Source organism: Streptomyces sp. NPDC027185 (genome assembly GCF_055567035.1).
Map to the genome: position 1 here is coordinate 208495 of NZ_JBVHRF010000001.1, position 22318 is coordinate 230812.

26 protein-coding genes are annotated in these 22318 nt (G+C 74.7%); 5 read left to right on the forward strand and 21 right to left on the reverse strand.

Translation table 11 applies throughout. The features are described from left to right. Positions 1–70: 70 nt before the first annotated feature. The 9 genes from trpA to hisI form a co-directional block, all read right to left on the reverse strand. Positions 71–898: a tryptophan synthase subunit alpha gene (gene trpA / locus ACZ4M8_RS00875; RefSeq protein ID WP_467602178.1), complete on the reverse strand. Its 828-nt coding sequence runs from the start codon at positions 896–898 to the stop codon at positions 71–73. Continuing rightward, on the reverse strand, positions 898–2142 hold the full coding sequence (gene trpB, locus ACZ4M8_RS00880) for a tryptophan synthase subunit beta (protein ID WP_467602181.1): 1245 nt from the start codon (positions 2140–2142) through the stop codon (positions 898–900). Before trpB ends, trpA begins: the two co-directional genes overlap by 1 nt. 409 nt (positions 2143–2551) lie before the next feature. Next, positions 2552–2860, reverse strand: a complete 309-nt coding sequence (trpM, locus tag ACZ4M8_RS00885) for a tryptophan biosynthesis modulator TrpM (RefSeq protein WP_467602184.1) — start codon at positions 2858–2860, stop codon at positions 2552–2554. A gap of 16 nt (positions 2861–2876) precedes the next feature. After that, on the reverse strand, positions 2877–3686 hold the full coding sequence (gene trpC / locus ACZ4M8_RS00890; RefSeq protein WP_467602187.1) for an indole-3-glycerol phosphate synthase TrpC: 810 nt from the start codon (positions 3684–3686) through the stop codon (positions 2877–2879). 148 nt (positions 3687–3834) lie between these two features. Continuing rightward, on the reverse strand, positions 3835–4299 hold the full coding sequence (locus tag ACZ4M8_RS00895; RefSeq protein ID WP_467602190.1) for a DUF2752 domain-containing protein: 465 nt from the start codon (positions 4297–4299) through the stop codon (positions 3835–3837). 127 nt (positions 4300–4426) lie between these two features. Further along, the gene (locus ACZ4M8_RS00900) at positions 4427–4666 is read right to left on the reverse strand and encodes an HGxxPAAW family protein (protein WP_467602193.1); all 240 of its coding nucleotides are present in this window, start codon (positions 4664–4666) and stop codon (positions 4427–4429) included. An 85-nt stretch (positions 4667–4751) separates the two neighbouring features. Beyond that, positions 4752–5399, reverse strand: coding sequence for a TIGR02234 family membrane protein (locus ACZ4M8_RS00905; RefSeq protein WP_467602195.1), 648 nt, complete (start codon positions 5397–5399; stop codon positions 4752–4754). A gap of 79 nt (positions 5400–5478) precedes the next feature. Continuing rightward, positions 5479–7017: an anthranilate synthase component I gene (locus tag ACZ4M8_RS00910; protein ID WP_467602198.1), complete on the reverse strand. Its 1539-nt coding sequence runs from the start codon at positions 7015–7017 to the stop codon at positions 5479–5481. A gap of 11 nt (positions 7018–7028) precedes the next feature. Next, complete coding sequence (hisI, locus tag ACZ4M8_RS00915) at positions 7029–7460, reverse strand: phosphoribosyl-AMP cyclohydrolase (protein ID WP_467602201.1); 432 nt, start codon at positions 7458–7460, stop codon at positions 7029–7031. A gap of 81 nt (positions 7461–7541) precedes the next feature. Between hisI and ACZ4M8_RS00920 the strand changes: the two genes are divergently transcribed. Further along, complete coding sequence (locus ACZ4M8_RS00920) at positions 7542–8174, forward strand: TIGR03085 family metal-binding protein (RefSeq protein ID WP_467602204.1); 633 nt, start codon at positions 7542–7544, stop codon at positions 8172–8174. Between the two features lie 194 nt (positions 8175–8368). Here ACZ4M8_RS00920 and hisF read toward each other — a convergent pair whose 3' ends face one another. From hisF to hisD, 8 genes are read right to left on the reverse strand one after another with little or no spacing between them, the layout of a single operon-like run. Next, the gene (gene hisF, locus ACZ4M8_RS00925; RefSeq protein WP_467602207.1) at positions 8369–9136 is read right to left on the reverse strand and encodes an imidazole glycerol phosphate synthase subunit HisF; all 768 of its coding nucleotides are present in this window, start codon (positions 9134–9136) and stop codon (positions 8369–8371) included. 4 nt (positions 9137–9140) lie between these two features. Then, positions 9141–9575 (reverse strand): RidA family protein, encoded by a 435-nt coding sequence (locus tag ACZ4M8_RS00930; protein ID WP_467602209.1) that lies wholly within the window; start codon positions 9573–9575, stop codon positions 9141–9143. 23 nt (positions 9576–9598) lie between these two features. Further along, the gene (gene priA, locus ACZ4M8_RS00935) at positions 9599–10327 is read right to left on the reverse strand and encodes a bifunctional 1-(5-phosphoribosyl)-5-((5-phosphoribosylamino)methylideneamino)imidazole-4-carboxamide isomerase/phosphoribosylanthranilate isomerase PriA (protein ID WP_399092430.1); all 729 of its coding nucleotides are present in this window, start codon (positions 10325–10327) and stop codon (positions 9599–9601) included. After that, on the reverse strand, positions 10327–10974 hold the full coding sequence (gene hisH, locus ACZ4M8_RS00940) for an imidazole glycerol phosphate synthase subunit HisH (protein ID WP_467602211.1): 648 nt from the start codon (positions 10972–10974) through the stop codon (positions 10327–10329). The genes priA and hisH overlap by 1 nt, the downstream gene beginning before the upstream one ends. Next, the gene (locus ACZ4M8_RS00945; RefSeq protein ID WP_399092424.1) at positions 10965–11129 is read right to left on the reverse strand and encodes a hypothetical protein; all 165 of its coding nucleotides are present in this window, start codon (positions 11127–11129) and stop codon (positions 10965–10967) included. The genes hisH and ACZ4M8_RS00945 overlap by 10 nt, the downstream gene beginning before the upstream one ends. Continuing rightward, on the reverse strand, positions 11126–11719 hold the full coding sequence (gene hisB / locus ACZ4M8_RS00950; protein ID WP_345083166.1) for an imidazoleglycerol-phosphate dehydratase HisB: 594 nt from the start codon (positions 11717–11719) through the stop codon (positions 11126–11128). Before hisB ends, ACZ4M8_RS00945 begins: the two co-directional genes overlap by 4 nt. Beyond that, positions 11716–12861, reverse strand: a complete 1146-nt coding sequence (locus ACZ4M8_RS00955; RefSeq protein ID WP_467602213.1) for a histidinol-phosphate transaminase — start codon at positions 12859–12861, stop codon at positions 11716–11718. Before ACZ4M8_RS00955 ends, hisB begins: the two co-directional genes overlap by 4 nt. Beyond that, complete coding sequence (gene hisD / locus ACZ4M8_RS00960) at positions 12858–14225, reverse strand: histidinol dehydrogenase (RefSeq protein WP_467602215.1); 1368 nt, start codon at positions 14223–14225, stop codon at positions 12858–12860. The genes ACZ4M8_RS00955 and hisD overlap by 4 nt, the downstream gene beginning before the upstream one ends. 270 nt (positions 14226–14495) lie before the next feature. On the opposite strand from hisD, the gene ACZ4M8_RS00965 reads away from it, so the two are divergent. The 3 genes from ACZ4M8_RS00965 (at position 14496) to ybaK (ending at position 17675) form a co-directional block, all read left to right on the forward strand. Then, entirely contained in the window at positions 14496–16121 is a 1626-nt protein-coding gene (locus tag ACZ4M8_RS00965) for an oxidoreductase (protein ID WP_467602216.1), read from the forward strand. 228 nt (positions 16122–16349) lie between these two features. After that, on the forward strand, positions 16350–17096 hold the full coding sequence (locus tag ACZ4M8_RS00970) for an LON peptidase substrate-binding domain-containing protein (protein ID WP_467602218.1): 747 nt from the start codon (positions 16350–16352) through the stop codon (positions 17094–17096). A 63-nt stretch (positions 17097–17159) separates the two neighbouring features. Beyond that, entirely contained in the window at positions 17160–17675 is a 516-nt protein-coding gene (ybaK, locus tag ACZ4M8_RS00975) for a Cys-tRNA(Pro) deacylase (protein ID WP_467602220.1), read from the forward strand. Positions 17676–17835: 160 nt separating this feature from the next. Here the strand turns inward: ybaK and ACZ4M8_RS00980 are convergent, their stop codons facing one another. From ACZ4M8_RS00980 to ACZ4M8_RS00995, 4 genes are all read right to left on the reverse strand, one after another. Further along, positions 17836–18519, reverse strand: coding sequence for an ABC transporter permease (locus ACZ4M8_RS00980; RefSeq protein ID WP_467602222.1), 684 nt, complete (start codon positions 18517–18519; stop codon positions 17836–17838). 70 nt (positions 18520–18589) lie between these two features. Continuing rightward, positions 18590–19447, reverse strand: coding sequence for an ABC transporter permease (locus ACZ4M8_RS00985; RefSeq protein WP_467602224.1), 858 nt, complete (start codon positions 19445–19447; stop codon positions 18590–18592). Between the two features lie 37 nt (positions 19448–19484). Then, a complete protein-coding gene (locus ACZ4M8_RS00990; protein ID WP_467602226.1) occupies positions 19485–20495 on the reverse strand; it encodes an ABC transporter ATP-binding protein in 1011 nt (336 codons plus the stop codon). A gap of 62 nt (positions 20496–20557) precedes the next feature. Beyond that, on the reverse strand, positions 20558–21835 hold the full coding sequence (locus ACZ4M8_RS00995) for an NYN domain-containing protein (RefSeq protein WP_467602228.1): 1278 nt from the start codon (positions 21833–21835) through the stop codon (positions 20558–20560). 272 nt (positions 21836–22107) lie between these two features. On the opposite strand from ACZ4M8_RS00995, the gene ACZ4M8_RS01000 reads away from it, so the two are divergent. Then, the gene (locus tag ACZ4M8_RS01000) at positions 22108–22284 is read left to right on the forward strand and encodes a hypothetical protein (RefSeq protein ID WP_399092390.1); all 177 of its coding nucleotides are present in this window, start codon (positions 22108–22110) and stop codon (positions 22282–22284) included. Positions 22285–22318 lie beyond the last annotated feature (34 nt).

A 22318-nucleotide genomic window follows, 5' to 3' on the forward strand; every position in this document is an offset into this window, starting at 1 on the left:
TCGCCCTATCGGGGGACGGATCCCGCCGCGCCGCACACCCGTGCCCCGCGGCCCGCCCGCCCCGGCGGCGTCAGGAGCGCTTGCGCACCCCGGCCGCCAGCTCCCCGGCCAGCGTCCGGACCCCGGCGAGCGCGGCCTCCAGATCGCCCTCGTCGGCCAGCATCCGCTTGACGAACGCCGAGCCGACGATGACGCCGTCCGCGAACTCCGCGACCTCCGCGGCCTGTTCGGGGTTGGAGACGCCGAGGCCGACGCAGACCGGCAGGTCGGTGGTGGTGCGGGTGCGGCGGACCAGCTCCCGCGCCTCGTGGCCGACCGACTCGCGGGTGCCGGTGACGCCCATCAGCGACGCCGCGTAGACGAAACCGCTGCCCGCCGCGGTGATCTCGGCCAGCCGCGCGTCCAGGCTGCTCGGCGCGACGACGAAGACGGTCGCCAGGCCGTGCCGCTCGGCGGCCGCCCGCCACTGGGCGGACTCCTGGACCGGCAGGTCCGGCAGGATGCACCCGGCGCCGCCCGCGGCGGCCAGATCGGCGGCGAACCGCTCGACGCCGTAGCGGTCGACCGGGTTCCAGTACGTCATGCAGAGCACCGGGGCGCCGGTGGCGGCGTGCGCCTCGCCGACCGTGCGGATGACGTCGGTGATCCGCACGCCGCCGCGCAGCGCGATGTCGTCCGCGGTCTGGATGACCGGCCCGTCGAGGACCGGATCGCTGTGCGGCAGGCCCACCTCGACGATGTCGCAGCCGCCCTCCAGCATCGCGGTGGCCGCCCGGATGCCGCCCTCCACGGTCGGGAATCCGGCCGGGAGGTAGCCGACCAGCGCGGCGCGGTTCTCCTCACGCGCCGTCGCCAGCACCGAGTCCAGCAGCGCGATGTTGCCCGTCGTCCCCGTCATCACTTCTCTCCCTCACCGGCGTTGTCGTACAGCCCGAAGTAGCGGGCCGCGGTGTCCATGTCCTTGTCGCCCCGGCCCGAGAGGTTGACCAGCAGCAGGCCGTCGGGGCCCAGCTCGCGGCCCAGCTCCAGGGCGCCGGCCAGCGCGTGCGCGCTCTCGATGGCCGGGATGATGCCTTCGGTACGCGACAGCAGCCGCAGCGCCTGCATCGCCGCGTCGTCGGTGACCGCGCGGTACTCGCCCCGCCCGGTGTCCTTGAGGTACGAGTGCTCCGGCCCGATGCCCGGGTAGTCCAGCCCCGCGGAGATCGAGTACGGCTCGGTGATCTGCCCGTCCTCGTCCTGGAGGACGTACGACCGCGAGCCGTGCAGGATGCCGGGGGTGCCGGCGGTGAGGGTGGCGGCGTGCTCGCCGGTGGGGACGCCGTGGCCGCCGGGCTCGCAGCCGACCAGCCGGACGCTCTCGTCGGGCAGGAAGGCGTGGAAGAGGCCGATGGCGTTGGAGCCGCCGCCGACGCAGGCGACCGCGGCGTCGGGCAGCCGCCCGGCGCGCTCCAGGATCTGCCGCCGCGCCTCGACGCCGATGACCCGGTGGAAGTCGCGGACCAGCGCCGGGAAGGGGTGCGGTCCGGCGACCGTGCCGAAGAGGTAGTGGGTGCGGTCGACGTTGGCGACCCAGTCGCGGAACGCCTCGTTGATGGCGTCCTTGAGGGTGCGGCTGCCGGAGGTCACGGCGATGACCTCGGCACCGAGCATCCGCATCCGGGCGACGTTCAGCGCCTGCCGCTCGGTGTCGATCTCGCCCATGTAGATGGTGCAGTCGAGGCCGAAGAGGGCGCAGGCGGTGGCGGTGGCGACGCCGTGCTGGCCGGCGCCGGTCTCCGCGATGACGCGGGTCTTGCCCATCCGCTTGGTGAGCAGCGCCTGCCCCAGCACGTTGTTGATCTTGTGCGAGCCGGTGTGGTTGAGGTCCTCGCGCTTGAGGAACACCCGGGCGCCACCGGCGTGTTCGGCGAACCGCCGCACCTCGGTGAGGGCGCTGGGCCGCCCCGTGTAGTTGACCATCAGTTCGTCGAGCTCGGCCGCGAACGCCGGGTCGGCCTTGGCCTTCTCGTACTCGGCGGCGACCTCGTCGACCGCGGCGACCAGCGCCTCGGGGATGAACTTGCCGCCGTAGGCGCCGAAGTAGCCCGAGGGGCCGGGAACCAGCCCCTCCGGGTCGGGCACGAAGAATTCGGAGGACATCTGAGCACTCCTCTGCCGGGGCCCTCGCCCCGGACATCTGGGTCGTTCGGAGAGAAAAGAAGAGGGGGTGACGTGTGGAGACGTAAGGGGGTAGGCGCCGCCGCGGGCGTGGTGCCGGGCGCGGACGGGGTACGCCGGCGGACCGGCCTCCGGACGTACGGGCTCCCGGTGACCGTGCGGCCACCGGGCGTTCGCCGGACGACCGGTGATAGGGCCCGGGTGCCGGTCACGGCCACCGGGCGCCGGCGTACCGTGCGGGCGCCGCGCGCTGTCTAACGGGCGACCGGCCCGTGAGGACACCGGCAGCAGGCACCCGGCCGGAGATCCGGCCGCGGCTTCCCGCCGGAGGGCACACCGGCGGCCCGCGGCGGGGTAGCGCCACGCACCGGCCGCCGGGGCCGCGCACGCGTCAGCGCACGGGCCCCCGGCACCATCGCATGCCGTTGGTCTGGCCGGGCTCGGAGCCGATGTGGTACCTGACCCGGCGGCCGTGCACCCGGCGGGCGGGGGCCCGGCAGCCGCGGTGCCAGGGCGGCAGCGCGCAGCGGACGGCCGCGCGGCGCGGGGCCCGGCGGACCCGGCACACCGAGGCGGGCCCGTGGCCGGGGAGGGCGGGAGTGCCGAGGCCGCAGCCGTCAGGCATCCCGCTGCCACCGGGCACGCCGGGCCCGCCCGGGAACTGCTCCCGGGCGGTGCGGTGGGTGCCGGTGGCGGTCATGGGTGGTCTTCCGTGCTCAGGCCCGGCCGTGCCGGATCGCGGGGTGCGAGCCGGCCGCGACCAGATCGGCGACGGCGGTGCGCGGGTCCTTGCCGGTGACCAGCGATTCGCCGACGAGGACGGCGTCGGCGCCGTCGTTGGCGTACGCGATCAGATCGTGCGGGCCGCGCACGCCCGACTCGGCGACCTTGACGATGTGGTCGGGGATCTCGGGGGCGATCCGGGCGAAGTTGCCGCGGTCGACCTCCAGGGTCTTGAGGTTGCGCGCGTTCACGCCGATGATCTTGGCGCCGGCGGCCACCGCGCGCTCGACCTCCTCCTCGTCGTGCGCCTCGACCAGCGGCGTCAGGCCGATCGATTCGGCCCGCTCGATGAGCGAGACCAGCGCCTCCTGCTCCAGCGCGGCGACGATCAGCAGCGCGAGGTCGGCGCCGTACGCACGGGCCTCCCACAGCTGGTAGGCGGTGACGATGAAGTCCTTGCGCAGCACCGGGATGTCGACCCGGGCGCGGACCGCTTCGAGGTCGGCGAGCGAGCCGCCGAACTTGCGCTGCTCGGTGAGGACGGAGATCACCGCGGCGCCGCCCGCCTCGTAGTCGGCGGCGAGGCCCGCCGGGTCGGCGATGGCGGCCAGCGCGCCCTTGGAAGGGCTGGAGCGCTTGACCTCGCAGATGACCGTCACGCTCTCGCCCTTGAGGGCGGCGACGCCGTCCTTGGCCGGGCGGGCGGCGCGGGCGCGCTCCTTCAGCTCGTCGAGGCTGACGCGCGCCTGCCGCTCGGCGAGGTCGGCGCGGACTCCGTCGATGATCTCGTCGAGCACACTCACGCGAGCGGCCTCCTTCTGAAGCGGTGGAAGGGACGGGCGCCGGCGGCGAGCGGTACTCCCCGTAGGCACTTCTGATGGTATCCGGCCGCGGCCCGAGGTCGGGCACCCGCCCGCGGCCGTCCCACGAACTGGACAGCCGAGCCCCAGGTCAGGGCCGCAGGAAGAGGCCGAAGGGCAGATTGCGGACGACGGTGAAGAGCGTGAGGACGGCGGCCGACGCCCACCAGTGGACGGGGCGCGGGCGCGGCCCCGCGGTCGGCAGCCCGCGTGCCGCGCGCACCGTCCAGACCACCCAGAACACCGCGCAGAGCGCGTACCCGGCCACCGCCACGGCGTTGGCGCCGAGCGCGGCGGGCAGCTCGCCGTGGGCCACCGCGTGGGCGCTGCGCAGCCCGCCGCAGGCCGGGCAGTACAGGCCGGTCAGGTGCAGCAGCGGGCAGACCGGGTAGTGGCCGGGGCGGTTCGGGTCGACGGCGCCGACGTACCCGAAGGCGGCGACCGCGGCGGCGGCCGTGCCCAGCGGGGCGGCGAGGCGGCGCAGCGGCCCCGGGCGGCCGCCGGGCGGCGCGGGACGGGCGGCTGCGGGCCGGGGCGGGGCCACGGGTGCGTTCACCCCGCCGATTGTCCCCGGGGACGGGCGAAGGCGCCGCTTCCCGGCAGCCGTACGGAGTACGGACGGCGACCGGGAAGCGGCGCCTTCGGAGCTTTCGGTGTGGCGCCGGGCGGGGCGCCACACAAGGTCAGCCCTCCTGGGGCCGGGCCACGGCGACCGGGGCGGCGGAGCGCTTGGGCTGCGAGCCGAGGCCGGCGACGCGCATCACACCGCCGACGACGGCGCCGAGGCCGATGAGGACGATGCCGGCCCAGAAACCGGGCACGTTGGCCAGGACCGTGAAGGCGCCCGCGACGCAGAAGCCGATGAACGAGATGATGACGCCGGTCCAGGCGGCGGGGGTGTGTCCGTGGCCACTGCTCGACATGAGTGCTCCTCGTAGCTCTGTCGCGCCGGATCGGGGCGCGGTGATACCTCGTCGTCCATTGTCACCGATGCCGGGGGAAACGCCGTTACCGGGTGGGGTCCTCGCCCCGGTCCAGCGACTTCCACAGCTCCTCGGGACGGTCCGGGTCCACCGGCGCGGCGGCCCTGCGCGGGGTGCGGGCGCCGCCCGGCGCGCGCTCGTAACGGCCCGACATCGCGGGCCAGTGGCGGCCGAGGAGGAGGGCGAGGAGACCGGCGGTCAGCAGCAGTACGCCGCCGGCGAAGGAGACCCACGGCCAGAGGCTGTGCGTGACGTGATGCACATCCGTACCGCTCAGTCCGACGGCGGTGGCGGCCTGCTCGCGCAGGGCGGTGGTGTCGCCGTACCCGAGAGCAGCGGCGAGCGCGGTGCCCGCGCCGCTGAGGGCGAGGAGGGCGGCGACGGCGTACCGTCCGGCGCGCCGCACCGCGAAGACCGCGACCAGCGCGGCGAGGCCGACGACGGCAAGCGCGGCGGGGACGCCCGTGACGTCCGAGCCGGTCACCGAGCGCGGCAGATCGCCCTGGGCGAGGGCGGCGGTGCCCCGGGACCAGACGCGGCCCGACGCGAGCAGGACGAGAGCGGAGCCGGCGGCGCCCAGCAGCAGGGCCGCGGCGAGGCTGCGCCGGGCGCTGCGGGGCCGGGCGGTGGGCACGGGCGCGGTGGCGGCGGGGGGCTGGGTTGCGGCACTCACTCCCCCACTATCGCGCACCGCCCGCGGCGACCGGGCCACGGGGTGGCCGGTGCCGCGGGCGGTACGGGAGGTGTGCCGGTCAGCCGCCGAGGCGGTTGGCGGTGTGGACGGCGCGCAGCACGGCGGCGGCCTTGTTGCGGCACTCGGTGTCCTCGGCGACCGGGTCGGAGTCGGCGACGACGCCCGCACCGGCCTGGACGTACGCGGTGCCGTCGCGCAGCAGGGCGGTGCGGATGGCGATGGCGGTGTCGGAGTCGCCGGCGAAGTCGAGGTAGCCGACGCAGCCGCCGTACAGACCGCGGCGGGTCGGCTCCAGCTCCTCGATGATCTGCAGCGCGCGGGGCTTGGGCGCGCCGGAGAGGGTGCCCGCGGGGAAGCAGGCGGTGAGGACGTCGAAGGCGGTGCGGCCCTCGGCGACGGTGCCGGTGACGGTGGAGACCAGGTGCATGACGTGGCTGTAGCGCTCGACCGACATGAAGTCGACGACCTCGACGCTGCCCGGTGCGCAGACCCGGCCCAGGTCGTTGCGGCCCAGGTCGACGAGCATCAGGTGCTCGGCGCGCTCCTTGGGGTCGGCCAGCAGTTCGTCGGCGAGGGCCTGGTCCTCCTGGACTCCCGAGCCGCGCGGGCGGGTCCCGGCGATGGGGTGCACCATGGCGCGGCCGTCCTCGACCTTGACCAGCGCCTCGGGGCTGGAGCCGACCACGTCGAAGGCGCCGCGGTCGCCGTCGGCGGCGAAGCGGAAGAGGTACATGTACGGGCTGGGGTTGGTGGCCCGCAGCACCCGGTAGACGTCCAGGGCGCTCGCCGTGCAGGGCGTCTCGAAGCGCTGCGAGGGCACCACCTGGAACGCCTCACCGGCGCGGATGCGCTCCTTGATGTCCTCGACGGCGTCCTGGTAGGCGGCGCCGCCCCACTCGGCGGTGAACGGCGGCAGCTCCGACGGCGGCAGCGCGGCGGCGCTCGCGGGCGCCGGGCGGGCGAGGTCGTCGGCCATCGCGTCGAGGCGGGCGACGGCGTCCGCGTACGCCTCGTCGACGCCGGTGTCGAGGTCGTTGTGGTTGATGGCGTTGGCGATGAGCAGGACGGTGCCGTTCCAGTGGTCGAGGACGGCGAGGTCGGAGGTGAGGAGCATGGTCAGCTCCGGCAGCCCGAGGTCGTCCTCGGTCCGCTCGCCGATCTTCTCCAGGCGGCGGACGACGTCGTAGCCGAGGTAGCCGACCATGCCGCCGGTGAAGGGCGGCAGACCGGCGTCCTGAAGCAGGTCACGCGGGGTGTGCAGGGCCTCGACGGTGGCGCGGAGCGCGGCCAGCGGGTCGCCGCCGGACGGCATGCCGACGGGCGGGGTGCCCAGCCAGTGGGCCGCGCCGTCGCGGACGGTGAGCGTGGCGGCGCTGCGGACGCCGATGAACGAGTACCGCGACCACGTACGTCCGTTCTCGGCTGATTCCAGGAGGAAGGTGCCGGGGCGCTCCCCGGCGAGTTTGCGGTAGAGGCCCACCGGGGTGTCGCCGTCGGCCAGCAGGCGCCGGGTGACGGGGATGACCCGGCGGTCCTTGGCGAAGGTGCGGAAGCTGTCGAGGTCCGGTGTGGCGGTGCCGGTGGTTCCCGTGGTCATGGCAGCGGAGCCTACTGGTCGCCGTCCGTGAGCAACACGTCGGCGTCGAAGCAGGTACGGGCCCCGGTGTGGCAGGCGGCGCCGGTCTGCTCGACGGTGACCAGGACGGTGTCGGCGTCGCAGTCGAGGGCGACGGAGCGGACGCGCTGGACATGGCCGGAGGTGTCGCCCTTGACCCAGTACTCGCGGCGGCTGCGGGACCAGTAGGTGCAGCGGCCGGTGGTGAGGGTGCGGTGCAGCGCCTCGTCGTCCATCCAGCCGAGCATGAGGACCTCGCCGGTGCCGTACTGCTGGGCGATGGCCGGGACGAGGCCGTCCGCGCCGTGCTTGAGGCGGGCGGCGACGGCGGGGTCGAGGGCGGTGCTGCCGGGGGCCGCGGGGCCGTCCGGGGCGGTCCGGTCCTGCGGGGCGGTGGCGGCGGTGTCGGTGGCGCGGCTGCTCATGGGGCCATTGTGCCGTGCGGGTCCGGTGGCGCGGGCGGCCCGCGCGTGGCAGGGCGGCGGGGCCGGCCGTAGGCTGACCGTATGTCGACCCATGCGAAGCGTGAACGGCTCCTGCTCGCCGACCTGTTGGAGAGCGCCGGTCCCGACGCGCCGACGCTCTGCGAGGGCTGGCGCACCCGTGATCTGGCCGCCCATGTGGTGGTGCGCGAGCGCCGCGCGGACGCGGCGGGCGGTCTGCTCGTCAAACCGCTGGCGGCGCGGCTGGAGCGGGTCCAGGCGGAGTTCGCCGCCAAGCCGTACGAGGAGCTGCTGGGGCTGATCCGCAGTGGCCCGCCGCGGATGTCGCCGTTCGCGCTGAAGCAGATCGACGAGGCGTCGAACACCGTCGAGTTCTACGTCCACGCCGAGGACGTGCGGCGGGCGCAGCCCGACTGGGCGGCGCGGGAGGTGGACCCGGTCTTCGCGGACGCGCTGTGGACGCGGCTGGAGAGGACGGCGAAGCTGCTGGGCCGGAAATCGCCGGTGGGCCTGGTGCTGCGGCGCCCGGACGGCCGGACCGCGGTGGCCCACCGGGGCGCGCCGGTGGTGACGGTCGTCGGCGAGCCCGGCGAGCTGACCCTCTTCGCCTTCGGCCGCCAGCAGGCCGTGGACGTGGAACTGACCGGCGACCCGGAAGCGGTGGCCGGCGCCCGGCAGGCGGCGCTGGGGATCTGAGGGCCCGGCGGTCGGGGCGGGCGCGTCACGGAGGGGGCCGCGGGCGGGCCCGGAGCCGGGCCTGCCCGGTCGGCCGCGCCCGGAGCCCCGGCCCCGCGCCCGGCCGGGCCGGATTCCGCTACGGGCCGGGCCCCGCTCCGTACGGGCCGCCGCGCCTCCCCCACCGGACCGGCGGAACGCCCGCGCGTCCCGCCTCACCGCACCGGGTGGCCCGCCTCCCGCAGGGCGCCCTTGACCTCGCCGATGCGCAGGTCGCCGAAGTGGAAGACGGAGGCGGCGAGGACCGCGTCGGCGCCGGCGGCCACGGCGGGGGCGAAGTCGGCGAGGCGGCCCGCGCCGCCCGAGGCGATGACGGGGACGGAGACGTGCTTGCGGACCGCCTCGATCATCTCCGTGTCGTAGCCGTCCTTGGTGCCGTCGGCGTCCATGGAGTTCAGCAGGATCTCTCCGGCGCCCAGCTCCGCCGCGCGGTGCGCCCATTCGACGGCGTCGACCCCGGCGGAGCGGCGTCCGCCGTGCGTGGTCACCTCGAAGGACGTGGTGCCGCCGTCGGACGGCACCCGTCGGGCGTCGACGGAGAGCACCAGCACCTGGCTGCCGAACCGCTCCGCGATCTCCCGGATCAGCTCGGGCCGGGCCAGCGCCGCGGTGTTCACACCGACCTTGTCGGCGCCGGCGCGCAGCAGCTTGTCGACGTCCTCGGCGGTGCGCACGCCGCCGCCGACGGTCAGCGGGATGAAGACCTGCTCGGCGGTGCGGCGGACCACGTCGTAGGTGGTCTCGCGGTTGCCGGAGGAGGCGGTGATGTCGAGGAAGGTCAGCTCGTCGGCGCCCTCCTCGCCGTAGATCCGCGCCATCTCGACGGGGTCGCCCGCGTCGCGCAGGTTCTGGAAGTTCACGCCCTTGACGACCCGGCCGTTGTCGACGTCCAGGCAGGGGATGACTCGGACCGCCAAGGTCATGGCGTCAGGCTCCTTCGGAGGGTTGCGTGCGGCCTTCCGGTTGCGTGAAGGCTTCGGGTTGCTTGAAGGCTTCCAGTTCTACTTCGACCAGGACGCGGGAGTCGACGAAGCCGGAGACCACGACGAGGGTCGCGGCCGGCGGCGCGGCGCCGAAGATCTCCCGGTGGGCGCGGCCGACCGCGTCCACGTCCCGCGCGTGGGTCAGATACATCCGGGTGCGCAGAACGGCACAGGCGTCCAGGCCGAACGGCTCCAGGGCCGCCAGGGCGTTGCCGAAGGCGGCCTTCGTCTGCTCGTAGGGATCGCCCTCGCCCTGGAGCACGCCGTCGGCGAGCGGCAGCGTGCCGGCGACCAGGACACGGTCGCCGGCGGCCACCGCGCGGGCGAAGCCGATCGTCTCTTCCCAGGGACTGCTGGTCCGTACCCGCTCGATGGTCATCACGCCGCCTTTCGGTCATCCGGTCACGACACTGCCGCGAGCGCCTCTTGAAGGGTGAACGCCTTCGCGTAGAGCGCCTTGCCGACGATCGCGCCCTCCACGCCCTCGGGGACCAGGGACGCCAGCGTCCGCAGGTCGTCGAGGGAGGAGACGCCGCCGGAGGCGACGACAGGGCGGTCGGTGGCCGCGCAGACGTTCTTCAGCAGCTCCACGTTGGGGCCCTGGAGCGTGCCGTCCTTGTTGATGTCGGTGACGACGTAGCGGGCGCAGCCCTCGGAGTCGAGGCGGGCCAGCGTCTCGTAGAGGTCGCCGCCGTCGCGGGTCCAGCCGCGGCCGCGGAGCGTGGTGCCGCGGACGTCCAGACCCACCGCGATCTTGTCGCCGTGCTCGGCGATGACCTTGGCGACCCACTCGGGGGCCTCCAGCGCGGCGGTGCCGAGGTTGACGCGGCGGCAGCCGGTGGCGAGCGCCGCCTCCAACGAGGCGTCGTCGCGGATACCGCCGGACAGCTCGACCTTGATGTCCATGGCGCGGGCCACCTCGGCGATCTGCGCGCGGTTGTCGCCGGTGCCGAACGCCGCGTCGAGGTCGACGAGGTGCAGCCACTCGGCACCGGCCTGCTGCCAGGCCAGCGCCGCCTGGAGCGGGTCGCCGTAGGAGGTCTCGGAGCCGGACTCGCCGTGCACCAGACGGACGGCCTGGCCGTCGCGGACGTCGACGGCGGGGAGGAGTTCGAGCTTCGGGTGGGCCATCACAGGGTCTCGATCCAATTGCTCAGCAGCTGGGCTCCGGCGTCGCCGGACTTCTCGGGGTGGAACTGCGTGGCCCACAGCGGGCCGTTCTCGACCGCGGCCACGAAGGGCGCACCGTGGGTGGCCCAGCTGACCTTGGGGGCGGCGATGTGCGGGTTGCCGATCTCCAGCTCCCAGTCGTGCGCCGCGTAGGAGTGGACGAAGTAGTAGCGGGCGTCCGCGTCCAGACCGGCGAAGAGGCGGGAGCCGCCGGCCGCCTCGACGGTGTTCCAGCCCATGTGCGGGACGACGTCGGCCTTGAGCGGGCCGACGGTGCCGGGCCACTCGTCGAGGCCCTCGGTCTCCACACCGTGCTCGATACCGCGGGCGAAGAGGATCTGCATCCCGACGCAGATGCCCATGACCGGACGGCCGCCGGAGAGGCGGCGGCCGACGATCCAGTCGCCGCGGGCGTCGCGCAGCCCCTTCATGCAGGCGGCGAACGCGCCGACGCCGGGGACGAGCAGCCCGTCGGCGTTCATCGCGCGGTCGTAGTCGCCGGTGATCTCCACATCGGCACCGGCACGGGCCAGGGCGCGCTCGGCGGAGCGGACGTTACCGAAGCCGTAGTCGAAGACCACGACCTTCTTCGCGGCCGTCAATTCCACACCTCCAGCCGCATCACCCCGGCGACGAGGCACATCGCCGCGCCGATGGACAGCAGCGTGATCAGGCTGCGGGGCATCTTCTGCTTCCAGAAGGAGTAGATGCCGCCGACGAGGAAGAGACCGACCAGGATGAAGACGGTCGACAGGCCGTTCACAGGGCACCCTTCGTGGAGGGGAGGATTCCGGCGGCGCGCGGATCGCGTTCGCTGGCGTACCGCAGCGCCCGCGCCAGCGCCTTGAACTGGCACTCCACGATGTGGTGGGCGTTGCGGCCGTACGGGACGTGGATGTGCAGGGCGATCTGCGCCTGGGCCACGAAGGAGTCGAAGATGTGCCGGGTCATCGTCGTGTCGTAGGTGCCGATCATCGGCGCCATGTTCTCCGGTTCGGTGTGCACGAGGTACGGGCGGCCGGAGAGGTCGACGGTGACCTGGGCGAGGGACTCGTCGAGCGGCACGGTGCAGTTGCCGAAGCGGTAGATGCCCACCTTGTCGCCGAGCGCCTGCCGGAAGGCGGCGCCGAGCGCGAGGGCGGTGTCCTCGATGGTGTGGTGGGTGTCGATGTGCAGGTCACCGTCGGTCTTGACGGTGAGGTCGAAGAGACCGTGGCGCCCGAGCTGGTCGAGCATGTGGTCGTAGAAACCGACGCCCGTCGACACATCGACCTGGCCGGTGCCGTCGAGGTCGATCTCGACGAGCACCGAGGTTTCCTTGGTGGTGCGCTCGACGCGTCCGACGCGGCTCATGCGCTTGGCTCCTTCATGATCTGGCGTACCGCTTCGAGGAACGCGTCGTTCTCGGCCGGGGTTCCCGCGGTGACCCGCAGCCAGCCCGGCACACCGTTGTCCCGGACCAGGACGCCCCGGTCCAGGAGGGCCTGCCAGGCGGCGTGCGCGCCGCCCGCGCCGTCGAACCGGCCGAACTGCACGAAGTTGGCGTCGGAGTCGACGACCTCGCAGCCCGCCGCGCGCAGCTCCGCCACCAGGCGGTCGCGTTCGGTCTTCAGCTGCTCGACGTACTTCAGCAGGGTGTCGGTGTGCTCCAGGGCCGCGAGCGCGGTCGCCTGGGTCACGGCGGAGAGGTGGTAGGGCAGCCGGACCAGCTGGACGGCGCCGACCACGGCGGGATCGGCGGCGAGGTAGCCCAGGCGCAGCCCGGCGGCGCCGAACGCCTTCGACATGGTCCGCGAGACGACGAGGTTGCGCCGCCCCTCGATCAGCGGCAGCAGCGAGCGGCGGTGGCTGAACTCGCCGTACGCCTCGTCGATCACCACCAGCGCGCCGCCGGTCGCCGCCCGCGCCGCCTGCGCGGCGTCGTACAGCGCGAGGACCGTCTCCGCGTCGACGGCGGTGCCGGTCGGGTTGTTCGGCGAGCAGATGAAGACCACGTCCGGGCGGCGCTCGGCGATGAGCGCCGTGGCCGCCGCGACGTCGATGGTGAAGTCGTCGTGGCGCGGCCCGGAGATCCACTCGGTGCCGGTGCCGCGGGAGATCAGCCCGTGCATGGAGTACGAGGGCTCGAAGCCGAGGGCCGCGCGGCCGGGGCCGCCGAAGGTCTGGAGCAGCTGCTGGAGGACCTCGTTGGAGCCGTTGGCCGCCCAGACCTGCTCCTCGGTGACCGGGTGGCCGCCGGTGCGGGTGAGGTAGCGGGCCAGCTCGGTGCGGAGCTCGACGGCGTCGCGGTCCGGGTAGCGGTTGAGGTCGCGGGCGGCGTCGGCGACCCGCTCGGCGATCCGCCGGACCAGCTCCTCGGGGAGCGGGTAGGGGTTCTCGTTGGTGTTCAGCCGGACCGGTACGTCCAGCTGCGGGGCGCCGTACGGGGACTTGCCGCGCAGTTCGTCCCGGATGGGAAGCGCGTCCCAGGGGAACGCGTCGGGGCTGTTCGTCACTTGCTCTGCGGGACCTTCCAGTCATTGCGATCCTCGCGCTCCCCCTCGGGGAAGCGCGCCAGAACGGCCGCGCCGTGGGCCGGGAGATCCTCGGCCTCGGCGAGGGTCACCACGTGGTGGGCGACCTCGGCCAGCGCGTCGCGGGAGTAGTCCACGACATGGATGCCGCGCAGGAACGACTGCACGGACAGGCCCGAGGAGTGGCAGGCGCAGCCGCCCGTCGGCAGGACGTGGTTGGAGCCGGCGCAGTAGTCGCCCAGCGAGACCGGGGCGTACGGGCCGACGAAGACCGCGCCGGCGTTGCGGACCCGGGCGGCGACGGCGGAGGCGTCGGCGGTCTGGATCTCCAGGTGCTCGGCGCCGTACGCGTCGACGACCGTCAGGCCGTCGTCGAGACCGTCGACGAGGACGATCGCGGACTGTCGGCCGGCCAGCGCCTCGGTGATCCGCTCGGTGTGCTTGGTGGCGGCCGTCTGCGTCTTCAGCTCGGCCTCGACCGCCTCGGCCAGCTCGGCGGAGTCGGTGACGAGGACGGCGGCGGCGAGCGTGTCGTGCTCGGCCTGGCTGATCAGGTCGGAGGCGACGTGGCGGGCGTCGGCGGTGGCGTCGGCGAGCACCGCGATCTCGGTGGGCCCGGCCTCGGCGTCGATGCCGATCCGGCCCTTGAGCAGGCGCTTGGCGGAGGCGACGTAGATGTTGCCGGGGCCGGTGACGAGGTTGACCGGGCGGCACTCGTCGGTGCCGTACGCGAACATCGCGATGGCCTGGGCGCCGCCGGCGGCGTAGACCTCGTCGACGCCGAGCAGCGCGCAGGCGGCGAGGATCGTCGGGTGCGGCAGACCGCCGCCCCACTCACTGTTGAAAGGGGCCTTCTGCGGCGGCGAGCTGATCGCGACGCCCTCGACCCCGGCCTCCTGGGCGGGGACGACGTTCATCACGACGGACGACGGGTAGACCGCGCGGCCGCCGGGGACGTACAGCCCGACCCGCTCGACCGGCACCCAGCGCTCGGTGACCGTGCCGCCGGGGACGACCTTGGTGGTGGTGTCCGTACGGCGCTGTTCGCGGTGGACGAGGCGGGCGCGCCGGATGGACTCCTCCAGGGCGGCGCGGACGGCCGGGTCCAGCTCGGCCAGGGCCCGCTCGATCGCCTCCGCCGGGACCCGGACCCGCTCGATCTCGACACCGTCGAACCGCCGCGCGCAGTCGATCAGCGCGGCGGTGCCGCGATGGCGTACGTCCTCGCAGATGGGCCGCACCTTCTCCAGGGCGGCTTCCACGTCGAACTCGGCACGGGGCAGCAGGTCGCGCAGGGCGCCGCCCTCGGGAAGGGCGTCACCGCGCAGATCGATTCGGGAGATCACCCTCCCAGTGTCTCAGACCCGCCCTCCGGTCCGGCCCGCCGTATCACCCAGTGATACACCGCACAATGCGCTGCGGACGGGCCCGTGAAGTTGACCGGAGTTGGCCCTGACCACGCGTGTTCAACGGGTCACGGGGCGGGCAAAGGCCGGATGACGGCTTCGGCGTGTCCCGCCGCCCGCCCCCGGTTCCCGCTCCGCGCACCGGTGTGGCGCGCGGCCGGCGGGCGACACGCGGGCGCATTCGGACATCGGACGGAAGGGGGACGCGACGTGCTCGAACCCGGGGACGGGGACGCACCGGCGGATCTGCAGCTGACATCGGCGGAATGGAGCATGTGGCAGGCGTTCCGCAACGGCAGCACCTGCGACCTGCACATCGGGGATCCGGCCCGGGACGATCCGCACGGCCGCCACCTGTGGGGGCCGGAGCGCCGGATACGGGCGCGGGTGCTGGCGCTGCTGCTGCTCGACGGGCCGCCGGCGCAGCCCGGACGGGTCTCGGCGCTGAAGGTCACCGGGGCGTACATCACCGACATCCTCGACGTCGCGGGGGGCTCGATCAAGCCATTCGTGGAGCTGCGGGACTGCCGGTTCGAGGGCGAGGTCGTCCTGCCGGAGGCGCACTTCACCACCTTGCGGCTGGTGAACTGCGCGATGCCGCGGGTGGAGGCGGCGCGGCTGACCACCGAGGGCGATCTGCACCTGCCGCGGTGCGTGGTGCTCTCCGGCGTCCGGCTGACGGACGCGCACATCGGCACGGACCTGCTGCTGAGCCAGGCGGTGGTGCACAAGGACCGCCAGGGCCGCTCGATCACGGCGGACGGGATGACCGTCACCCAGGACCTCCAGGCCGAGATGCTGGAGTCGTACGGCGAGCTGTCGCTGCGCGGGACGACCGTCGGCGGTTCGCTGAGTCTGCGCGGCAGCCGGCTGAGCAACCCGTTCGGCCGCCGTGCGCTGAACGCCCCGCAGCTGACCGTCGAGCGCACCTTGCACCTGACCGCCGCGGGCCTGCTGAACTCCCCGTTCGCCTCCGGTGCCACGCCGCCGTTCGGCACCGTCCACACCCCGGCGTACGGCACGGTCACCACCCCGCCGCGCGGTACGCGGATGCAGCGGTTCGAGTGCGAGGGCGGGATGCGGCTGGACGACGGGCGGTTCGGCGACGCGGTCGACCTGGAGCACGCGCGGTTCGTGATGGAGTCCGACCAGGAGCTGTCGCTGCGCCGGATCCAGACGCCCGAGCTGCGGTTCCTCGGGGAGCGGCCGCAGCGGGGCCGGGTGATCGTCTCCGGTGCCCGGGTCGTCAACCTCGTCGACCGCTCCGCCAGCTGGCCCGGTGCGGGCAGCCTCCAGATGGCCGGTTTCGCCTACGAGACGCTGATCCCCCGGGGCCACTTCCCGCTGTCGGCGCGGTTGCAGTGGGTGGCGGCGGCGACCCCGGAGTACGCGCCGGAGCCGTACGAGATGCTCGCCACGGCGCTGCGCACCAGTGGTGAGGACGCGGACGCGCGGGTGGTGCTGCTGGCCAAGCAGCGGCGGCGCCGGGAGACACTGCCGGTGGCCGGGAAGGCGTGGGGCTACCTCCAGGACTGGACGGTGGCGTACGGCTACCGCCCCGGGCGGGCCTCGCTGTGGATGGCGATCCTGTGGGCGCTGGGCACGGTCTTCTTCACCTCCTCGCCGCCCCCACCGCTCAAGGCCGACGAGGCGCCGCCGTGGAACCCGTACCTGTACGTCCTGGATCTACTGGTGCCGGTGATCGACCTCGGGCAGCGGGCGGCGTGGAATCCGCGCGGCGGGGCGCAGTGGGTGGCGGCGGTGCTGGTGATCGCGGGCTGGATCCTGGCGACGACGGTCGCGGCGGGCGCGTCGCGGCTGCTGCGGCGGCAGTAGCGGGGGCGGGGGCGGGCTGCCCGGACCGGGCGGCCCGTCGGACGTCGGGCGGTGCCGGGCGGGTGAGCGGTGCACGGCGGTGAGCGGTGCCCGGCGGTGAGCGGTGCCCGGCGCCCGCCGGGCGCGGGGCGGGCCGCCTCGCTCCGCACCCGCCGTCACCGGCGCTTTCGCCCTCCGCGTAGCTCCCCGCATCCGGGCGGCGCGGCCCAGCCTCTAGGCTTACCCGCTGTGACCTCCGTACGGCTGCCGCTCTTCCCGCTCAACTCGGTGCTCTTCCCCGGACTCGTTCTCCCGCTGAACGTCTTCGAGGCCCGCTACCGGGCGCTGATGCGCGACCTCGGTGAGCTGCCCGAGGACGAGCGCCGGTTCGGGGTGATCGCGATCCGCGACGGCCGCGAGGTGGCGCCGACCGCCCAGGGCATGCCGGACGCCACGCTGCCCGCCGCGAACGGGCCCGCCGCCGGGTTCGGTGACGACCCGATGGCCGCGTTCCACACCGTCGGCTGTGTCGCCGACGCGACGACGATCCGCGCGAAGTCCCCCGAGGAGGACTCCGGCTACGAGGTGCTGGCCACCGGCACCACCCGCTTCCGGCTGCTGTCGGTGGACGCCTCCGGGCCGTATCTGACCGCCGAGGTCGAGGAGCTGGCCGAGGACGGCGGCGAGGGCGCGGGCGCGCTGGCCTCCGGTGTGGTCCGGGCGTTCCGTACGTATCAGAAGCGGCTGGCCTGGGCGAACGAGCGGACGCTGGCCGGCGGGCAGGATCTGCCGGGCGATCCGTCGGTGCTGTCGTACCTGGTCGCCGCGGCGGCGGTGCTCGACGTCCCGGCCAAGCAGCGGCTGCTGGCGGCGGCCGACACCGCGGACCGGCTCGGTCAGGAGCTGGAACTCCTGCGCCGCGAGTCGGCGGTGCTCGGTAAGCTCCCGTCGCTGCCGGCGGTGGATCTGACCCGGCGGCCGACCAGCCCCAACTGACCCGCCGCGGCCCGCGGCCGGGCCGCGTGCCCGTCCCGCCCCCGAAGGCAAGGTGCCGACGAGTTGTCCAAGAAGCCGAAGAAGGACCGGGGCGCGTCCGCCGCGGCGGGCGGCACCCCGGCGACGGTCGCGCTGACCGCCGCGGGCGTGCCCTTCACCGTGCACGCCTACACCCACGATCCGGCCGCCGCCTCGTACGGCGAGGAGGCCGCCGAGGCGCTCGGAGTGGCGCCCGAGCAGGTGTTCAAGACGCTGCTGGCGGACGTCGACGGTGCGCTGACCGTCGCGGTGGTGCCGGTCTCCGGCTCCCTCGACCTCAAGGCGCTGGCGGCGGCGGTGGGCGGCAAGCGGGCCGCGATGGCCGATCCGGCCGCCGCCGAGCGGACCACCGGCTACGTCCGCGGCGGCATCTCCCCGCTGGGCCAGCGCAAGCGGCTGCGGACGGTCGTGGACGCCTCCGCCGAGGGCCGCTCCACCATCTGCGTCTCGGCCGGCCGCCGCGGTCTGGAGGTCGAGCTCTCCCCCGCGGACCTGGTCACCCTCACCGGCGCCGTGGTGGCCCCGATCGGACGGGACTGAGCGGACCGGGCGGACGGGCCGGCGGGTCAGCCGGGCACGGCGGACGGCTCCGGGCCGGACGCCGCGTCAGGCCGCTCCCGGCCCCCGGTCTCCGGCCCGTACGCGACGGTCCCCGGGGTACGCGGCACCTCCCGGCCCCCGCCGCGTACCCGCCCCGGCGTCAGCCCGCCGGATCGTCCTTCATCAGGTCCGGCGCCCCCGGCACCGGCGTCCCCGGCAGCAGATCCTCGTCGCGGGGGGCGAAGAGGCCGGTCAGGGCGAGTTGGGTCAGCATCGCGGCGATCGGCCAGGCCAGCAGAACGCCCATGGCCTGGAGGCGCAGCGGGCCGTCGAAGACGACGCCGGGGCCGACCTGTACGGCGTGGGCGGCGAGGTCGTCGGTCGGGCCGAGCACCATGCCGAGCTGCCAGCCCACGACGGAGCCGAGCAGTCCGCCGACGGCCAGCGCGATCACCAGCGGCACCCCGCCGCGGCGGCGCAGCCGGAACAGCACGGCCGTGGCGACGATGCCGAAACCGGCGGCGAGCAGCAGGAAGACACCGTCGGCGCCGATCGCCTCCTCGCCCTCGGTGTCCTTGAGGTAGACGCTGTGGGTGTTGGCGATCAGCGGGACGCGCGGGGCCAGCCAGAGCCAGAGCAGGCCGAGCAGCGCGCCGAGCAGCGCGAGGACGACGGCGGTCAGCGCCGCCTCCCGCAGCTCCTGGCCGAGCGGCGGTCCGTCGGACGCCTCACCGGTCGGCGGATACCCGGGCGGCTCGGCCGACGACCCCGCGCCGGCGTCGGTCGGCGGGGTCGGCGGCTCGTCGGACGGTTGGTTGTCGCGTGGCGTCAGCGGTGCGGTCACCCCGTCATCGTGCCAGGTGGGCGGGGTGGCTCCGGCGGCAGGACGGGGCCCGGGTCGCGCCGGCGGTACGTCAGCGGGTCGCCGCGCGGCGGAACGCCCAGGTCGCGGCGGTCAGCGCGAGCAGCCCCACCCCGGCGCAGACGCCCAGGTCGGCGGCGACCCGGAGCCAGTCCGGGTCCGCGTCGAAGGTGCGGATCAGCGCCTCCACGCCGTACGTCGACGGCAGCAGGTCGCGGGCGAGACCGAGGACCGCGGGCAGCCGCTCGGCGGGCAGCACCCCGAGCAGCAGCGCCGCCGACATGCCGAGCTGCCCGCAGAGCGTCGCCAGCTCCTGGCGCGGCGCGAGCAGCCCGAGGAACGCGCCGAGCCCGGCGAGCGCCGCACCGGCCAGCGGCAGCACCGCGGCGAGCACCCACAGATGCGCCATCGGCAGCTGGAACAGCACACAGCCGATGACCGCCGTGACGGCCGTGCCGGGGACGGTGAACGACGCGTACGCGGCGGCGGCGCCCAGCACCACGGCGGCGGGCGGCACCGGCAGCGTCGCGTAGTGGTCGAGCCCGCCGCCCGCCCGCAGCTGCCCGAAGTACTGCGCCAGCAGGTTGAGCGCGACGAAGGCGACGACCAGCACGCTGGACCCGGCGACCACGGCGCGCGCCTCGGCGGGCCCGTCGGCCACCCCGCGCATCAGGGCCATGATCCCGACGGACTGGAAGGTGGCGACGAAGAGCAGCGGGATCCGGGCGACCCGGGCGCGGGAGAGCTGGGCGCGGTAGACGGCGCCGAGCGCGGGCAGCAGCCGGGCGCGCGGGGCCAGCGGCGCGGGCCACGGCTCCCGGTCGTGGTGCGCGTCCGGGGCGTCGCCGGGCCGCGCCCGCCCGTCCGCCGGTGCCGCCCCGGCCACCGCTCGCGCGGAAACCCCACTCACGCGTTCACTCTGCCTTTCGGTTCGGCGGCCCGGCGGTTCACGCCTTGACCAGTCCCTCGGCGCGGCCGCCGAGCGCGAGGTAGACATCCTCCAGGCTCGGGGTGGCGAGGGTGAAATCGTCGAGCGCCGCGAAGGCGGCACCGGAGGTGACGTCGGCGACGGCGGCGCGGGCGGCGTCGGCGGACAGCCGCAGCGTCCAGCGGCGGCCCGCGACGCGTGCGGCCGGCTCCAGCGCCGCGACCGCGGGGACGTCGAGCGGCGGCCGGTCGCGCCAGACCAGATCGAGCCGGACCTCGTCGCTGACCCGCTCCTTCAGCCCGCCGGGCGTGTCGCAGGCGATGACCCGGCCGCGGTCGATCACCGCGACGCGGTCCAGGACGGTCTCCGCCTCCAGGACGTTGTGGGTCACCAGCAGCACGGTGGCGCCGCGCTCGGCGCGGCGGCGGTCGACGGCGGCCCAGACGGCGCGGCGGGCGACCGGGTCCATCCCGGTCGTCGGCTCGTCCAGCACGAGGAGCGGGCGGTCGCCGGTGAGGACGGCGGCGAAGCAGGCGAGGCGGCGCTGGCCGCCGGAGAGCTTCTTCAGCGGGCGGTCGGCGAGCGCGTCGAGGGCCAGCTCGGCGAGGACGGCGTCGCGCTCGGCGCGGGCCTCGTGCGGCCCCAGCCCGCGCAGCCGGCCGGTGGTCTCCACGGCCAGCGCGACGGTCATCTCGTCCAGGGCGGTGGACTCCTGGCCGAGGTAGCCCAGGAGCCGGGCGGCGCGCTCGGGGTGGCGGACCACGTCGTGGCCGAGGATGCGGACGGTGCCGGAGTCCGGGCGGAGCAGTCCGGTGAGCTGGCGGACGAGGGTGGACTTCCCGGCGCCGTTGGGGCCGAGCAGGCCGAAGATCTCACCGCGGCGGACGTCGAGGGTGATGCCGTCGTTGGCGCGTACCTCGGGGGTGCGTGCCGCGCCCCGGCGCCCGCGTACCGCGGGGTACGTCTTGATCAGGTCCCGCACGGCGCAGACCGTTCCGCCGTGTTCCGCCTGTTCCGTGCCCGTGCTCACGAGCTATGAGGGTACGCGCCCGCGGACCGCTCCCGGCCCGCGGGGCGGCGGGCGCGGCGCGGTCAGTCGGCGGCGGGGACGTGCCCGGCTGCGGTGCGTACGTCCACCTCGCGCCAGAAGCCGGCGCGGATGGCGTACCGGTCGTGCTCGTCGATCTGGTCGTCCTTGTGGGCGAGGAGGCCGAAGCGGGCGGCGTAACGCAGCAGTTCACCGTCGATGCGGTGCGGGATGCGCGGGTACTCGGTGGAGAGCTGCTGGAGGTGGACGGTGTCCGAGAGGCGTTCGGTCCAACGGCGGGCGAAGACCTGGCCGACCTCGAACGGGTCGCCGCTGACGGCGGTGATGTCCTCCTCGCGGTCGGCCCAGCGCTGCTCGGCGCTGGTGAGCTGGGCGAGGGTGGGCAGCGAGGCGGTCTCGGAGGGCTCGCCCGCGGGGCCGCCGCGCTCGACCCAGCCGCGGTCGGACGACCAGCGCAGCGTGGCGCTGGGGGCGGGCTGCTGGGGCCCCGAGGAGGCGGGGGCGGTGCCGTGGGCGCGGCCGAGACCGGCGAGGTCCTTGGGGGTGGGGACGACCTTGGCGGCGGGCGAGCCGTTGGTGTCGGAGGCGGTGTCGCGGCCGCCGTTCCGGGCGGGCGCGGGCGCCGCACCGCCGGTGTCGGGGCGGTCGCTGTCGGTGCGGGCGGGGGACGCGGCGGCGGCCGCCGCGGCCACCGCTGACTCGGGCAGCGGCGCGGAGAGGATCGCGGCGATCTCCGGGCGGGGCGCGGGCGGCGGCGCGCAGGGGCCGCCCAGCTCCTTGGCGCGGACGGCGCGGGTGATCCAGGCCCGGTCCAGGACGCGGCGTTCGTCGGCCTCGGCGACCAGGTCCTCGGACTGGTTGTAGTCGCCGTCGGCCGCCTGGACGGCCCAGAGGTGGACGGCGACGCCGTGTTCCTTGGCGGACATCAGGCCGGGCAGCAGATCGCCGTCGCCGGTGACCAGGACGATGTCGGAACAGGCGCGGTTACGGGCCAGCTCGGTCAGCTCGGCGTGCATGGCGGCGTCCACGCCCTTCTGTGCCCAGCGGCCGTCGCTGCGGGTCAGGGCGCCGAGCCGGACGGTGACGCGGGGCATCACGCGCAGCCGGCGGTGCTCGGGCTGCGGGACGCGGTCGGGGGCGCCGTCGAACCAGTAGATCCGCAGCAGCGGCCGCTCGGTGTCGGCCTCGGCGCGGCGGCGCAGCCCCTGGATCAGGGCCGCGTGATCGACGGTGATCCGGGACCTGGCGGGCTCTCCGGCAAGCAGGCTGGCGGCGGCTCCGAGCAGGTAACCGGCGTCCACCAGGACGACGCAGCGATCCACGATCCACCCTCTTCCCTGGAGGTGCTGAAGTCCGATCGCCCCCCGGTGCGAGTTTCCTTCGGCTTTCCATCGAGTCTGCCCGACCGTACGGGGGTTAACTGCCGGAACTGGATCTTCGGCGTGGCGGATTGGCCGGATCCGCGGGCGAACGCGGCGGGCGGGGCGCGCGGATCCCCTTCTCACTCATGGTAATTGCCGGAAATGCAGGGATTCATCCCGCGTGTAAGTCTGGTCACGGCCCGATCACAGGATCCCCCTCAGGAGGCACGGTCATGGCCAAGCACAAGAAGGACCGAAGTAAGCAGCAGCGGGGCGGCCCGGCCCAGCAGGGCCGCGAGGAAGCGCAGAAGTCGACGATCGAGGCGATCCAGCACTCGCAGCAGCACACGGCGCAGGGCAGCCCGGCGGACGTGGCACGCAAGCACCAGCGGCGCTTCGGGCACAACTGATCCGGAACACAGGTGACGCGGCGCGGTGAGCGCC